The 11,952-nt window shown below is 64.6% G+C and carries 11 protein-coding genes; all 11 read right to left on the reverse strand.

Annotated features, from left to right (window positions below; genetic code table 11):
• Positions 1–22: 22 nt before the first annotated feature.
• Positions 23–1,522: an FAD-dependent oxidoreductase gene (locus tag AB0T83_RS09430; RefSeq protein ID WP_366192786.1), complete on the reverse strand. Its 1,500-nt coding sequence runs from the start codon at positions 1,520–1,522 to the stop codon at positions 23–25.
• Positions 1,519–2,631: an ABC transporter ATP-binding protein gene (locus AB0T83_RS09435; protein WP_366192787.1), complete on the reverse strand. Its 1,113-nt coding sequence runs from the start codon at positions 2,629–2,631 to the stop codon at positions 1,519–1,521. Before AB0T83_RS09435 ends, AB0T83_RS09430 begins: the two co-directional genes overlap by 4 nt.
• Before the next feature lie 4 nt (positions 2,632–2,635).
• Positions 2,636–3,517: a carbohydrate ABC transporter permease gene (locus tag AB0T83_RS09440; protein WP_366192788.1), complete on the reverse strand. Its 882-nt coding sequence runs from the start codon at positions 3,515–3,517 to the stop codon at positions 2,636–2,638.
• The gene (locus AB0T83_RS09445) at positions 3,517–4,413 is read right to left on the reverse strand and encodes a carbohydrate ABC transporter permease (RefSeq protein WP_366192789.1); all 897 of its coding nucleotides are present in this window, start codon (positions 4,411–4,413) and stop codon (positions 3,517–3,519) included. The genes AB0T83_RS09440 and AB0T83_RS09445 overlap by 1 nt, the downstream gene beginning before the upstream one ends.
• Positions 4,414–4,535: 122 nt before the next feature.
• Positions 4,536–5,762 carry an ABC transporter substrate-binding protein gene (locus tag AB0T83_RS09450; protein WP_366192796.1) on the reverse strand — a complete coding sequence of 409 codons (1,227 nt, stop codon included), beginning with the start codon at positions 5,760–5,762 and terminating at the stop codon, positions 4,536–4,538.
• Positions 5,763–5,839: 77 nt separating this feature from the next.
• A complete protein-coding gene (locus AB0T83_RS09455; RefSeq protein WP_366192790.1) occupies positions 5,840–7,360 on the reverse strand; it encodes an aldehyde dehydrogenase family protein in 1,521 nt (506 codons plus the stop codon).
• Between the two features lie 2 nt (positions 7,361–7,362).
• Positions 7,363–8,130 carry an enoyl-CoA hydratase/isomerase family protein gene (locus tag AB0T83_RS09460; RefSeq protein WP_366192791.1) on the reverse strand — a complete coding sequence of 256 codons (768 nt, stop codon included), beginning with the start codon at positions 8,128–8,130 and terminating at the stop codon, positions 7,363–7,365.
• Entirely contained in the window at positions 8,127–9,131 is a 1,005-nt protein-coding gene (locus AB0T83_RS09465; protein ID WP_366192792.1) for a Gfo/Idh/MocA family protein, read from the reverse strand. The genes AB0T83_RS09460 and AB0T83_RS09465 overlap by 4 nt, the downstream gene beginning before the upstream one ends.
• A 496-nt stretch (positions 9,132–9,627) precedes the next feature.
• Positions 9,628–10,767, reverse strand: coding sequence for an N-acetylglucosamine-6-phosphate deacetylase (gene nagA, locus AB0T83_RS09470; RefSeq protein ID WP_366192793.1), 1,140 nt, complete (start codon positions 10,765–10,767; stop codon positions 9,628–9,630).
• Positions 10,764–11,792, reverse strand: coding sequence for an SIS domain-containing protein (locus tag AB0T83_RS09475; protein ID WP_366192794.1), 1,029 nt, complete (start codon positions 11,790–11,792; stop codon positions 10,764–10,766). The genes nagA and AB0T83_RS09475 overlap by 4 nt, the downstream gene beginning before the upstream one ends.
• 2 nt (positions 11,793–11,794) lie before the next feature.
• The coding region (locus AB0T83_RS09480) for a UTRA domain-containing protein (RefSeq protein WP_366192797.1) at positions 11,795–11,952 on the reverse strand (158 nt) is incomplete at its 5' end.

Below are 11,952 nucleotides of genomic sequence, written 5' to 3' on the forward strand. Positions count from 1 at the left end.
TCGTCTGTCCACGGTTGTCGCCCTATGCCGCAAGATCTGTGTCCCGGATGTGGTCAGCGGTGCGCATGGCCAGCGCCGAGATGGTCAGCGCCGGGTTGACGGCGGCCGAGGTCGGCAGCACCGAAGCATCGGCGATGAACAGGTTGGGGTGATCGTGACTGCGCCCGAAAGGATCGACGACGCTGGCGTCCGGGTCCGCGCCCATACGCGCCGTGCCGCATTGATGCGACGGCGTGCGGCGATCGAAGGCGCGCGACAGGATGATCGGAAACCCGGCCTTGCGCAGCAGGGTTTTCAGCCGCGTCACCAGGGCCTCATGCGCGGGCCAGTTGGACCGCTTCCAGTCCAGCACCACCTGCCCATCGCGCAGGGTGACCCGGCTGTCCGTGTTCGGCAGGTCTTCGGACATGGCGTAGAAATCGACGGAACGGGCCGCGATCCAATGGGCCAGCGGACGCGGCAGGCTGGTGGTGGCCGTCAGGATCCGGCCCGAGATCTTGCCCAGAAGCTGCACATTGCCCAGCGGCGTACCGTCCTCGCCGCCGGTCAAGTAGAAATCGTTCAGCGCCAGCGTCTTCTGGTAGATCGACGGGTTGCGGCGCAGTGGATGCAGGGCCAGCACCGCCGAGCAGTTGTGGTTCATGAAGTTGCGCCCCACCTGATCGGAGCGGTTGGCCAGCCCCGCCGGATGTTCCGCATCTGCCGATCCCAGCAACAGGGCCGCGCTTTGCACGGCCCCGGCCGCCAATACGATGACCGGAGCGGTCAGGGTCTCGCGGCCCTCGGGGGTGTCGACCTCAATGCCGGTGATCCGCCCGCCATCGCCAGCCAGCAAACGCCGGACACGGCATCCGGTGCGCAGGGCGACATTGTCATGGGACAGGGCCTTGGCAAGGGCTGCGGTTTCGGCATCCAGCTTGCCGCCGCGGGTCTCGGGAAACCCGTCCCACGGCGTTTGCCCGCCGGCCAGCCAGCGGTCTATGTCCACCGCCAGCGGGATCGCCGAAGGGTGCAGCCCCAGCGCCGTCAGGCGGCGGCGCAGATCGGCGATCATCGGTTCGTCCGGCACGGGGGGATGCGGATAGGGGCGGTTGCGCGGCGGCTCGGTCGGGTCGTCACCGGCGGCCCCACGCACCTGGAACAACGCCTCGGCCTGGTCATAGTAGGGCGCCAGCGTGTCATAGCCGATGGGCCAGCCCGGCGTTGTGCCGCCAAGATGCGACAGCGGCGCGAAATCCTGCGCCCGGAAGCGATACATCGCGGCGCCAAAGAACTTCGAATTGCCGCCGACCATGTAGTAGTTGCCGGGACAGAAGTCGCGACCCAGCGCATCCTTCCAGCCTTCGCCGGACCGGAAGTGATCTGTCCCGAAAATCACGCCCGGATCCCGATCCTCGGCGCAGGGGCGCAAATGCGCGCCGCGCTCCAGGATCAGGATCCGGCGCCCGGAAGGGGCGAGGGAGGACGCCAGAGAGGCCCCGCCCATTCCGGATCCGATGACGATCACCTCGGGCGTGGTCATGGCACGATGCGACGCTCGGTTTCGGGATCGAAAGCCACGGCCTTTTCCATGTTGATGGCGAATTCGAACATCTCGCCCGGCCCAACCGAGGCATCGGCCCGCATCCGCGCGATGGAATCCTGCCCAGCCAGCGTCATGGTCGCGAAAGTGTCCGAGCCCGCAGGTTCGGTGACGCTGACCCGGTTGGTCATCGGAATGATGCACGAGGATGCCCGGTCGGCGCCCTCGGGATCGGTGATCGCCTCGGGCCGGATGCCAAGGATGATCTTGCGCCCGGCCCATTCCGACAGGGTCTGCTGGTGCAGCCGCAGGTGCAGCGGCGCGCCATCGGCATCGGTGGTCACCGCGTGCGGCACACCGTCGATCATGGTGACCTCGACCGGCAACAGGTTCATCGACGGGCTGCCCATGAAGCCCGCGACAAACAGGTTGGTCGGCGTGTCGTAGATCTCTTTCGGGGTGCCCAGTTGTTGCACATAGCCGTTGTACATCACCGCAATCCGGGTCGAGAGGGTCATCGCCTCGATCTGGTCGTGGGTCACATAGACGATGGTGGTCTTCAGCTTCTCGTGCAGCTTCTTGATCTCGGTGCGCATGTCGACGCGCAGCTTGGCATCCAGGTTCGACAGCGGCTCGTCGAACAGGAACACATCCGGGTTGCGCACCAGCGCCCGACCCATGGCCACCCGCTGACGCTGACCGCCCGAAAGCTGCCCCGGCTTGCGATCCAGAAGCGGCGTGATCTGCAGAAGCGCGGCCACGTCTGCCAGCGCCTTGTCACGCTCGGCCTTGGGAACGCCGTGCATTTCCAGACCGAAGGTCATGTTCTGGCCCACGGTCATGTTGGGGTAGAGCGCGTAGCTCTGGAACACCATGGCGATGTTGCGTTTGGACGGATGCACGCCGTTGACCACCCGCCCCTTGATCGACACATCGCCCGAGGTGATGCTTTCCAGCCCGGCGATCATGTTCAGAAGTGTGGACTTGCCGCAGCCCGACGGGCCGACCAGCACAAGGAATTCGCCCTCTTCAACCGAGATGTCCACATGGTGCAGAACTTCGGTGTTGCCGTAGGCCTTGGTGACGTTGGAGATATCGAGAAAGCCCATCGGGTTATCCTTTGACCGAGCCCGCCATCAGGCCACGCACGAAATAGCGGCCGGCGACGATGTAGACGAGAAGCGTGGGAAGTGCCGCGAGGATCGCTCCGGCAAAATGCACGTTGTATTCCTTTACCCCGGTGGAGGATTGCACGAGGTTGTTCAAAGCCACCGTCATCGGCGCCTTGGAACCGGAGGCGAACGAGGCTCCGAACAGGAAGTCGTTCCAGATGTTGGTGAAAAGCCAGATGACGCAGACCACGGTGATCGGACCGGATACCGGCACCATGATCCGCCAGAAGATCTGGAAGAACCCGGCCCCGTCGATCATCGCCGCGCGCACCAGTTCTGTCGGGAAGGCGGAATAGTAGTTGCGGAAATACAGGGTCGAGAACCCGATACCATAGACCACATGCACCAGCACCAGACCGGCGGTGGACCCGGCCAGCCCCATGATCCCCAGCATCCGCGCCATCGGGATCAGTACGATCTGGAACGGAATGAAGCAGGAGAACAGCATCAGGCCGAACAGCAGAGTGTCGCCCCGGAACCGCCATTTGGTCAGCACGTAGCCGTTCAGCGCTCCAAGGGCGGTGCAGATCAGCACTGCGGGCACCACCATGAAGATCGAGTTCAGGAAATACGGCCGCAGGCCGGTCGGTTCGACCCCGATCTGCGCCGTGGACCAGGCCGAGGACCAGGGCGCGAAGGTCAATTCCTTCGGCAGGGCCATCATGTTGCCTTCGGTGATCTCACTCAGCGGTTTGACCGAGTTCACCAGCATCACGAAGAACGGCAGCAGGTAGAACAGGGCAAAGACCAGCAGCACCACGTAGATGAAGGTTCGGGCGATGCGTCCGGTGCGGACGGCGGTTTCCTGTGTGGCAACAGACATCAGGGTTTCTCCCGCAGTTCGGCATAGAGATAGGGCGTCATGATCGCGGCGATGGTCATCAGCATGATCACCGCGCTAGAGGCCCCCACCCCCATCAGGTTTCGCGAGAAAGTGTAGGAATACATGAAGGTCGCGGGCAGTTCGGTGGCCCGGCCCGGTCCGCCGCCGGTCAGGGCGATGACAAGGTCATAGGACTTGATCGCCAGGTGGCTGAGGATCACGAAGGCCGACAGGAAGGCGGGCCGCAACAGCGGGATCACGATCCGGCGATACAGGTTCCAGTTCGACGCGCCGTCGATCTGGGCGGCCTTCAGGATCTCGTTGTCGATGCCACGCAACCCGGCCAGGAACATCGCCATCACAAAGCCACTGGTCTGCCAGACGGCAGCGATGACGATGGTGTAGATCGCCATGTTGCGATCCTTGATCCAACCGAATTCGAAACTTTCCCAGCCCCACAGATGCATGGTGTTTTCCAGCCCGATGCCGGGATCCAGAAACCATTTCCACGCGGTACCGGTCACGATGAAGCTCAGCGCCATGGGATACAGGTAGATCGGTCTCAGCATGCCCTCGCCGCGGATCTTCTGATCCAGCAGGATCGCCAGTGTCAGGCCAATGGCGGTGCAGATGACGATATAAAGGGTCGCGAAAATGGCGAGATTGGTGATCGCGGTCCACCAATGGCTCAGCCCCCACAGCTTGCGGTAGTTCTCGAAGCCCACCCAGTCATAGCTGGGCAGCATCTTGGAATCGGTGAAGCTGAGGTACAGGGTGAACAGGATGAACCCGTAGACGAACACCAGTACGGCAGCCAGCGAAGGCGACAGAACCAGCTTGGGGATCCAGTTTTGCAGCCGTGTCCGGAAATCGACCTCGGCGGTTTGATGCGCCATTGCGCCTCCTGACCCGCACGGGCGCGCGGAATTTCGGGTGTTCAAGTTGGTTCGGACCCGGCCCGTTAAAGACCCGGCAATCCCGGGGCGCGGTGCAGGACCACGCCCCGGGCGCGTGCGCCTTACTGCGCGCCTTCGACGGCGTTCACCAGTTCCTCGGTCGCGGTGGCCGAGTCGTACTCGCCGTTGAAATGCGCCGTCACGACATCATAAATGGCGTTCTTGACAGCCGCCGGGTTGGCATGGCCATGCGCCATCGACCCGAACAGATTGCCCGAAGACGCCGCCGCGGCCAGATCCTTCATGCCCTGCTTGCCGCAGTCGTCGAAAGCCTCGTCAGACACGTCGGTGCGTGCCGGGACCGAGCCCTTGACCACGTTGAAGGCCGACTGGAACGCCGGCGACAGGATCGCGGTGGCAAGTGCCGCCTGTTCCGGCGAGACCACACCGCCCTGGTCGAACATCATGAACTGGTCGGCGTTGAAGGTGACCTGGTCGCCGGTGCCGGGGAACCGGAAGCACAGGAAGTCCTGACCGGGCACCTTGCCGGCATTCAGGAACTCGCCCTTGGCCCAATCGCCCATCATCTGGAAGCCGGCCTCGGCATTGATGACCATCGCCGTTGCCAGGTTCCAGTCGCGACCCGAGAAGTTGTCATCGACATTGGCACGGATGAAGGACATGCGGTCGAAGGCTTCTTTCATCGCATCCGAGCCGAGCGCTTCGGGATCCAGGTCGATGAAGGCCGCCTTGTAGAGCTCCGGGCCGCCCGTCGACATGACGACGGCGTCGAAGATCGTGGCGTCCTGCCAGGCTTGTCCGCCATGGGCGATCGGCGTGATCCCTGCCGCCTTCAGCGTTTCGACCGCGGCAACGAAATCATCCCATGTTTCCGGAACGGCAATGCCGTTCGCGTCCAGCACGGCCTTGTTGGCCCAGACCCAGTTGGTCGAATGAACGTTGACCGGGGCTGCGATCCATTTGCCGTCGTACTTCGCAAAGAACTGCAACGCTTCGGGCACAACAGCGTCCCAGCCTTCCTGGGCGGCGACATCGTTCAGATCCGCGAGCGAGCCCTGCTCCCCCCAGTCGAGAATATCGAAACCGAGAGCCTGCACGGCGGTGGGCGCGTCTCCGGCGGTGACGCGGGCGCGCAGAACGGTCATCGCCTGTTCGCCGCCGCCACCGGCAACCGGCATGTCCTGCCAGCCGATGCCCTGACCAGCCAGGTCTTCCTTCAGCACGTTCAGCGCCGCGGCTTCCCCGCCGCTGGTCCACCAGTGCAGGACCTCCACATCCTCGGCCTTGACCATGCTGGTGGTCGCCGCCAGGGCGCAGGCCAGCGTCATTGTCTTCCCGAAATATCCACGCATTGATGTCTCCTCCACTTTGCGTTGGTTCGTTGTCGCGCCGGGTTTTCCCGGCTTTATCTGACCCAGGCCGCGCGGGTTTTTCCGATCCGCATGGCAAGGGTCTTGATCTCCAGAAATTCTTCCAGACCATAAGAGCCGATTTCGCGGCCCTGTCCCGATTGTTTCATCCCACCAAACGTCATTTCCGGGAAACCGTCCATCCATGTGTTGGTCCAGATCGTCCCAGCCTGAGCCCGGCGGGCGAAATCAAGGCAGGTGTGCATGTTGTCGCTCCAGATCCCCGCCGACAGGCCGTAGGTGGCGCCATTGACGATGGCCAGCGCCTCGTCCAGCGTGCGGAAGGTCAGCACCGACAACACCGGGCCGAAAACTTCGTCGCGGGCAATCGGCATGTCCGGGGTGACGCCCGCCACCACGGTGGGCTGGTAGAATTGCCCGTCCATGCCCGGCACGGTCAGCGCGCCACCGCCCAGACAGATTTTTGCGCCGGCAGCCTCGGCTTGACGCACATAGCCATCGATCTTGGCATTGTGTTCGGGCGTGACAATGGCGCCGACCTGGGTCCGGGGATCCATCGGATCGCCAAAGGCTACCCGCCGCGACAGGGCCACGACCTTTTCGACGAAAGCCTCGGCGATGTCCTCGTGCACAAGGATCCGGCTGCTGGAATTGCAGCATTCGCCCGCGTTGAAATAGACGCCGAAGGTCACCGCATCGGCGGCTCCGTCCAGATCGGCATCGGGAAAGATCACCTGCGGGTTCTTGCCGCCCAGTTCCAGAGCGACCTTCTTCAGGGTGCCTGCAGCGGAGGCCGAGATCGTCTTGCCGACGGCGGTCGAGCCGGTGAAGGTCACCATGTCCACCTCAGGATGATCGGACAGGCGCGCGCCCACGGGCAGACCATGGCCCAGCACGATGTTGACGACGCCGGCGGGCAGGCCAGCCTCGACCAGCAATTCGCCCATGCGGACCGTGGTGGTGGGCGTCATTTCCGAGGGTTTGATCACGCAGGTACAGCCGGCGGCCAGCGCGAAGGGCAGTTTCTGGCTGAGGATCCAGAACGGGAAGTTCCATGGCGTGATGATCGAGACCACGCCGATCGGTTCCTTCAGGATCACGCCCAGCATGTCCTCGCCCAGCGTGTTGTGGCTGTCGCCCTTAAGGGTGCGGGCCAGCGACGCCGCATAGCGCCACAGGTCGGCCGCCCCCCCAACCTCGCCGCGCGACTGGCTGATGGGTTTGCCGCTTTCCAGCGTCTCCCAGACAGCGATTTCGTCGACATTGGCCTCGATCAGATCGGCCACGCGCAGCAGCATGGTGGCGCGGTCCTTGCCCGAGATCCGGCTCCAGACACCGGCGTCGAAGGCCGCGCGGGCGGCGGCGATGGCGGCATCGGTTTCCGCCTGCCCGCCCTGCGCCGAACGGCTGACCAATGTGCCATGCGCGGGCGAGTGACGCTCGAAGGTCGCGCCATCATCACTGTCCACCCAGTCGCCCCCGATCAGGTGACGGCCCGTAAACGGCAGTGCCGGTAGCGGCGTGTCGGTGGCAGCGATGATGTTCAGATCGGTCATGCTCAGGTCCCTGAAAACTGGGGTTTGCGGCGTTCGGCAAAGGCGGCGACGCCCTCGGCGCGATCCTCGGTGGCGGCAATGGCGGCAGAGCCGAGCGCCTCGATCATGGCGGCGGGATCTTCTCCCCGTGCGGCATGGATCATCGACTTGGTGATCTCGACGGCTCGTGGCGACAGGCGCGCGGCGCGGTCGGCCATGGTCGCGGCCAGAGCGCGCAGATCGTCGCTCACCTCGGCGACAAAGCCGATCTGGCAGGCGCGTTCGGCGCTGATCCGGCGGCCGAACAGCGCCATTTCCTTCAGCACGGGTTCGGGGATCAGGCGGGTCAACCGCTGGGTGCCGGACCACCCCGGTACGATCCCGACCTCGGCTTCGGGCAGCGCCAGCATCGCCTGCGGCGCCATGATGCGCAGGTCGCAGGCGGCAGCCAGTTCCAGCCCGCCGCCAAAGGCGTGGCCGTTCAGAACCGCGATGGTGGGCTTGGACAGTTGCGCCAGCCGCCCCAGCACCCGGTGGCCGTCGCGCACCCAATGGCGCGCGAATTCCGCCGGACCCAGCCCGCTCCAGGCCTTGATGTCGGCGCCGGTGCAAAACGCCTTGTCGCCTTCCGCGGTGACCAGCACGCAGGCAATATCCGCATTGCGTTCGACGGTGTCGATATGGGCCGACAGTTGCGCGATCATCTTCTGATCCAGCGCATTCAACTTGGCCGGGTTGTCGAGGCGGATCTCGGCGACCCCGCCCGCGATGTCCAGATGAACCCGGCTCATGCGGCATCCCCATAGACGATGGTGATCGTCTGGCCGGTTTGGGCGGCCTCGCGCACCGCGTGGGCGATGGTCAGAGATTGCACCCCGTCCCAGCCGGTCGCGGCGGGGGTGCCCCGGCCCTCGGTGGCCTCGACAAAGCGGCGAACACCATATTCGTAGAGGTTGTGATCCGGGAAAGGCACGGCTTCGCGCCCCGCCCCGGTGACCAATTCGATGGTGCCGATGGGGCGTTGGGTCATGACATCACGGGCAAAGATCGAGCCTTCGGTGCCATGCACCTCGATCCCGGTGCCGGCAAAGGGGTGGGTGAAGCTTTCATGCGACATGACCATGGCGCCCGAGGGCAGCGCCCAGACCGACATGGCCGAATCCTCGACCCCCTGCCCCATGCCGCTGGCGGCCATGATCGCCGTCACGCGGACCGGATCCTCGCCCGTCAGAAAGCGCACCACGTCGGCGTCATGCACGGTGATGTCCGGGATCACCCCGCCGCCACTGTCGGCTGCATTGATGCGCCATGTCTGCAGGTTGTCCGGAAGCGCCACCGCATGGTGGATGCGCAGCGACAGAACCCGCCCGATACGGCCGGTGTCGATCATTTCGCGGATCGTCTGATGGCTGCCCGAACAGCGCAGATGGTGGTTGGTTGCGAACACCACCCCGGCGGCCTCGGCGGCCTGCACCATTTGGCGGGCATCGTCCGGCGTCATCGCAAGCGGCTTTTCGCACAGCACGTGCTTGCCCGCCCGGATCGCGGCCATGGCCTGCGTGAGGTGCTTTTCGTTTGTCGAGGAGATATAGACCGCGCCGACCTCGGGATCGGCCAGGGCTTCGCCCAAATCGGTCCCGGACAGCGGAATGCCATGGGTGCGGGCGTAGGCTTCGGCATGATCGGGCGCACCGCTGACCACGCGACGGATCTCACCGCCGCCGACAGCCCGGATCGCGTCGATCATGTATTGCGCCGCAATAGTGCTTGCGCCGACCAGCGTCCAGTTCATGCCATCCCCCCCGGTGATCGCTAACAATCCTTGTCGATCTCTTTTGGATCGTTCCAAAGTCGTAATGCAGGCAGATCGAACCTGTCAACAGTTTTTGCCGGGGTGTCCGTTGGGTCAACCATCTGCGCCGCACGTTGCACAGGTCTTGCAGCACGGCGCCAATCCGAAGGGCCGGCGTTTCCGGCAAGGCAAGGCTGCCAGTTGCGACCAACTGCGCGCCACTGTTGTCACGGCGGTATTAGCGGCTCTGCAATGGGGTGGGAAAAGAAGCGACGACCCCCGGGAGGAGGAGAGGGGCCGCCGCAGATTTTCCGCAGCTCAGGGAGGAGGAGGAGCTGCCGGAAACTTTCAGGATCACTGCGATCCGTTGAGTAAGAAGCTAGTCATTACGCTGCAGCGCGGCAACAAACTAATATGCAAGTCCGCCATGCTCTCAGTGCATAGCTGACCTTCCGTCACCGCCGATGTTCCAGACATCCGCAGGACAGCGGCTGCTTCACGCCAACAGCGCATCCCCGCGATACTGACCCGTTCGATCCAGATAGATCGCCGACAGGGCCGTACCGGCGGTGATCCGGCCAAGGCCCATGGCGTCACGCAGAACCCCGGCGGGCATGGATGTGGCCATGGCATAGGCGCGGGCGGGCGCGATACCGACCTTGTCGATCAGCACCGACAGGGCCGTCGGGAAATCCAGATCCGCCCCGGCCAGCGTGCCATCTTCCAGTGTCAGACGCCCGTCCCGGCGCAACACACGGCGGCCGTTGAGGTGAAACTCGGTGATGTCCGAGCCGACGGTGGACATGGCATCGGTCACCAGGAATACATTTCCGGGTGCCTGTTTGGCCGCCAGCGCCACGGCCATGCTGGAGGGATGCACGTGGATGCCATCCGCAATTAGCCCCGCCGAAACATGCGGCGTCGACAGGGTCGCGCCCACCAGACCGGGCTCGCGGTTGCCGAGCTGGCTCATGGCGTTGAACAGATGGGTGACGCAACTGGCCCCGGCAGCAAAGGCGGCCTCGGCCTCGTCCCGGCTGCAATCGGTGTGGCCCAGCGACACGATCACCCCGGCCTCGGTCAACCGGGCGATCTGGTCGGGGGTCACATTCTCGCAGGCGACGGTGACCAGCACGTTGGGCAGACGCCGGGCGGCGTCGCACAGGAACGCCGCGTCGGCTTCTTCCATCGGGCGGATCAGCGCCGGATCATGCGCGCCCTTGCGGGCGATGGACAGATGCGGGCCTTCCAGATGGATGCCCACGATCCCCGGTACCCCGCGCGCGATGGCGGTTTCCACGGCATCGACGGCGGCGCGGGTGCGTGCGGGCGTGTCGGTGATCAGGGTCGGCAGCAAGCCGCGGGTGCCGGTGGTGGCATGGGCGGCGGAAATGGCGGCCACGCCCTCGGCCGTGGTGTCGTCGTTGAACATGACCCCGCCGCCGCCGTTCACCTGAAGGTCGATGAACCCCGGCAGCAGCGTGCCGCCATCCAGTTGGATTATGTCGGCACCGGCGGGGATGGCGTCGGGCGCAAGTATCCCCTGCACCCGGTCGCCATCCAGAACCAGCGCCCGACCGTTGTGCAGGTCCGATCCGTCGAAGATCCCTGCCCCCAGAAAGGCCCGCGTGCTCATACGGTTTCCGTCACTTTCTTCAGGTGGCGCGGCTCGTCGGGGTTGACCCCGCGCGACACGGCGACCTGTTCCACCAGCGCGTAGAACGAGGTGATGAGCGAGATCGGGTCGGTCAGCGGATGCGCCGTGGCCGCCACCGGCAGGCGCGAGGCGCGCTGCACCTTGTCCGAGGTGGCAAAGACCATCGCGCCCTTGTCTGCGATCTGGTCAGCCACATCCACCAGCGCCTGCTCGGCCTGATCGGCGGCGGTCAGGGCGATCACCGGGAAGCCCTGATCGACGATGGAGACCGGGCCGTGCAGAACTTCGGCCGAAGAATAGGATTCGGCGTGCAACTGGCAGGTTTCCTTGAACTTCAGCGCCGCCTCGTTGGACATGGCCAGCGTGGTGCCGCGGCCCAGGCAGAACAGCGAGGGTTGCGAGGCGATCTGCTCGCCAAGCGCGCTCCAATCCATGGTCACGGCCTTTTCCAGCGCCTGCGGCAGTTTGTGGATGGCCTCCAGCAGTGCTTCGTCGCGCTGCCATTCGGCCAGCAGCCACAGCGCCGACACCACCGAGGTCACGAAGGTCTTGGTCGCCGCCACGCTCAACTCGGCGCCAGCCTGCAGGTTCAGCGTATGCGCGCTGACATTGGCCAGATCGCTGTCGGCATGGTTGGTCATGGCGAAGGTCAGCGCCCCGGCTTCGCGCGCCATGTCCGCCATGCGCACGATATCGGGGCTTTTCCCCGACTGCGAGATCGCCAGGCAGGCCGCGCCCTGCAGCTTCAGTTTCTTTTCGTAGATCGAGGCAATCGACGGCCCGACCGAGGCCACGGGCACGCCCGCAGTCAGTTCGGTGGCATATTTGAAATAGGTCGCCGCGTGATCCGAGGATCCGCGCGCCACCGAGATCAGGAAAGCCGGGTCGCGTTCGGCCAGCACCTTTGCCGCGGCCTTCATGTTGGCCTGTTCATGGCTCAGCAGGTTTTCCACGATCGCCGGGATTTCCAGGATCTCGCGTCGCATATGGGTCTGGGACGTCATGTCTATTCCTTTGAGAGTCTGAGTTCGGCAACGAAGTTGTAGGCGTCGCCGCGATAGAGGGATTGGGTGAACTCGGCCACGCGCCCGTTTTCCAGGTACGAGGTCCGATCGATCATCAGGCCGGCATCACCGACCGGCACCGCCAGAAGCGCGGCATCCT

Origin of the sequence: Meridianimarinicoccus marinus, assembly GCF_040689105.1 — a bacterium.
Taxonomy (GTDB): domain Bacteria; phylum Pseudomonadota; class Alphaproteobacteria; order Rhodobacterales; family Rhodobacteraceae; genus Meridianimarinicoccus; species Meridianimarinicoccus marinus.

Excerpts from the sequence above, each read along its gene's own strand:
- AB0T83_RS09445 (WP_366192789.1), bottom strand. The coding sequence starts at position 4,413 with ATGGCGCATCAAACCGCCGAGGTCGATTTCCGGACACGGCTGCAAAAC.
- AB0T83_RS09435 (WP_366192787.1), bottom strand. The coding sequence starts at position 2,631 with ATGGGCTTTCTCGATATCTCCAACGTCACCAAGGCCTACGGCAACACC.
- AB0T83_RS09440 (WP_366192788.1), bottom strand. The coding sequence starts at position 3,517 with ATGTCTGTTGCCACACAGGAAACCGCCGTCCGCACCGGACGCATCGCC.
- AB0T83_RS09430 (WP_366192786.1), bottom strand. The coding sequence starts at position 1,522 with ATGACCACGCCCGAGGTGATCGTCATCGGATCCGGAATGGGCGGGGCC.
- AB0T83_RS09450 (WP_366192796.1), bottom strand. The coding sequence starts at position 5,762 with ATGACGCTGGCCTGCGCCCTGGCGGCGACCACCAGCATGGTCAAGGCC.
- AB0T83_RS09475 (WP_366192794.1), bottom strand. The coding sequence starts at position 11,792 with ATGACGTCCCAGACCCATATGCGACGCGAGATCCTGGAAATCCCGGCG.
- AB0T83_RS09465 (WP_366192792.1), bottom strand. The coding sequence starts at position 9,131 with ATGAACTGGACGCTGGTCGGCGCAAGCACTATTGCGGCGCAATACATG.
- AB0T83_RS09455 (WP_366192790.1), bottom strand. The coding sequence starts at position 7,360 with ATGACCGATCTGAACATCATCGCTGCCACCGACACGCCGCTACCGGCA.
- AB0T83_RS09460 (WP_366192791.1), bottom strand. The coding sequence starts at position 8,130 with ATGAGCCGGGTTCATCTGGACATCGCGGGCGGGGTCGCCGAGATCCGC.
- nagA (WP_366192793.1), bottom strand. The coding sequence starts at position 10,767 with ATGAGCACGCGGGCCTTTCTGGGGGCAGGGATCTTCGACGGATCGGAC.